Below are 2,397 nucleotides of genomic sequence, written 5' to 3' on the forward strand. Positions count from 1 at the left end.
GCCGACCCGGCTTGATGCCCGTCGGCAGCAAAGGCTCAAGCCGGGCCCACTGGTCGTTCGTCAGATCCCCACGTCCCACAGGACGTGATCATCAACGAACAAGATCCACTTTCGCAACAGACCCTAGCCGCAGTGCGAAGGCGGAGGCCGAACGCCGCCTGGAGGAGGTCGTCGACGTCCTTCCGGGCGCACCGCGGCAACTCGGCGCCGCGGCCGTGGACCACTGCCTCCGTCACGTCCCCTTCGAAGGGGAGCCCGCCGGCCCGCTGAGCTGCCAGTGGCGGCTGGAGCGGTATGTCGTCTTCGACGGCGACCTGCGGACGGCTGGTGAGGCATGGGGAAAGGCCCTCGGTGACGACCGGTGGATCGGCTCACGGGCGCCGTTCCCTCCTGATTTCGCGTCCACCTCCGAACGGTACAAGTACCGCTCCCCCCAGACTCACGACCGTCTCGTCGTCACGCTGGTTCAGGACAGTGGCGAGCTTCACCTCCTGGATACCCCGCCCAGTATCGAGCCCCACGAGGAGTACGAACGAGAACAGCGGGCCTTCACCGGGCGGAAGGCTGCGGAGCACGCAGTGGCAGAAGGCCAACGAGTCGCCAGAATCTCGCTGGTGCGTGCCTATTACAGACAGGACGGCCACACTCCCTTGGAGCCAGTTGCCTGGTGAGACTGAATCAGAGACCGTAATTGTCGGCCTCATCCTCTGGGAGGGCGGAATGAGAGCATGGGAGATTTATCGTCATCTGAACGTGCGGCAGACCCGCTGGAGTACTAGCTGCAATGCCGTGTAGTTAGCGCTCGCTGTTGGGTGTCAAGGGGTCCGGGTGGTCAGGATGTCGATGCTGATTGAACCGCTCCGGGTTCGGTAGAGACTTCAGATTGTGGTTGTGACCTGGGGTTTGGTGGTTGCGCGGTAGTAGTTGGTCTCGTATTCGGCGGGTGGGATGTGCCCTATTTCACCGTGGAGCCGACGGTGGCAGTACCAGTCGATCCACTCGGCGGTGGCGAGTTCGACCTGGGAAAGCGTTCGCCAGGGCCGTCCGGGCTTGATCAGCTCGGTCTTGAACAGGCCGATCGTGGACTCCATGAGGGCGTTGACGCTCCTATAGTTGTCAACCCGCTCCGAGAAGCGTCCGTGGTGCGGGTCGGATCAGGTGGTAGACCTCGCGGATGACGTACCGCTTGAGGCACCGGATGATCTCGCGTTTCGTCTTGCCCTCGGCGGTGCGGCGGGCGACGTAAGTGAGCGTGGGCTGGTGGAAACGCATGCGGACGATGACGGTGCGGTAGATCGCGGCATTGAGCTGTCGGTGACCGCCGTGGTTGATGCGGTGCCGGCCGCCGGTCATGCCGGATCCGGTGGGCACGGGCGCGATGCCGGCGAGTTTGGCGAGGGCGGCCTCGGACTTGATGCGTTCGGGGTTGTCACCGGCCGCGATGAGGATCTCCGCGGCGGTGTCCACGCCGATGCCGAACGGTTCGAGCAGCTGCGGGGCGGCCCGTTCGACGAGCTCGGCGATCGTCTGCGTCAGTTCCTTCGCCTCGACGTCCAGGTACTGCCATCGCTTGGCGAGCGTGCGCAGGGCATGGCGCAGTGCGTCTTCGGGGGTTCCCAGTCGTCGGGGACGCAGAGCGGCCAGGTGCCGGGCCAGGGCGATCTGTGTCTTGCCAGCGGTCTCGTGGCGCAGGCGGTCGGGGGCGTGAATGAGCATCGCTTTCATAGTGACCATGGCTGCGCTGCGCTGCTCAACGGCCTGATCGTGGGCGATCTTGAGCTGCCGGATCATCTCGGCTTCACCGTCGGCGCTCTTGGGAGTGGCGGTCGCGAAGCCGGCCAAGACGGCTCGGGCGGCGTTCTCGGCGTCCAGGGTGTCGGACTTGCCGTTCATCCGCCGCAGCCGTCGGTCCGGCCGGCCGGCCTCGACCACCTTGTGCCCGGCCCGGCGGAGGAACGAGGCCAGGGTGGCGCCGTAGGAGCCGGTGCCCTCGACCCCGAACGCCAGAATCCTGCCGTATGAGCCTGCCCAGTCCGAGAGTTGCTGGAATCCGCCGGTGTCAGTGGGAATCGTCAAGGTCGCCAGGATCCCGCCGATCGTGTCCATCACGGCGGCGACGTGCACGTGCTTGTGAGTGTCGACGCCGATCACGACGTGCCCGGACCTGTGCTGCTCGTCGGTGTTCACCGCGTTCCTTCCGATCGGTAGCGTAGGGGCACGCTGTCGCCGGCCGGGCGGACAGGACTGTCACGGGGACGCTTTGACGAGTTGGCGGTGGAGTCAACCGGTTGATGCAACAGCTGCCGCGAGCCTATCAGCGGGAGTTTCGAACCCGAGGGTCTGCCGGGGGCGGGTGTTCAGCTTGAGGGCGACGGCATCCAATTCGGCCTGGGTATA

At 65.6% G+C, this 2,397-nt stretch carries 2 protein-coding genes and 2 pseudogenes; 1 reads left to right on the forward strand and 3 read right to left on the reverse strand.

The genetic code is table 11. The features are described from left to right. On the forward strand, window positions 1-671 hold a 671-nt coding region (locus ORI94_RS35095; protein WP_266083150.1), incomplete at its 5' end, for a hypothetical protein. A gap of 207 nt (window positions 672-878) precedes the next feature. On the opposite strand, the pseudogene ORI94_RS35100 reads toward ORI94_RS35095, so the two are convergent. The 3 genes and pseudogenes from ORI94_RS35100 to ORI94_RS35695 form a co-directional block, all read right to left on the reverse strand. After that, a pseudogene (locus ORI94_RS35100) lies at window positions 879-1,100 on the reverse strand (integrase core domain-containing protein); the annotation flags it as partial. Window positions 1,101-1,116: 16 nt separating this feature from the next. Next, complete coding sequence (locus ORI94_RS35105; protein WP_266083152.1) at window positions 1,117-2,187, reverse strand: IS110 family transposase; 1,071 nt, start codon at window positions 2,185-2,187, stop codon at window positions 1,117-1,119. Window positions 2,188-2,280: 93 nt separating this feature from the next. Beyond that, window positions 2,281-2,397, reverse strand: a pseudogene (locus tag ORI94_RS35695) (IS30 family transposase); the annotation flags it as partial.

This window comes from Streptomyces sp. NEAU-W12 (assembly GCF_026242095.1).
In the GTDB taxonomy this organism is placed as follows: domain Bacteria; phylum Actinomycetota; class Actinomycetes; order Streptomycetales; family Streptomycetaceae; genus Streptomyces.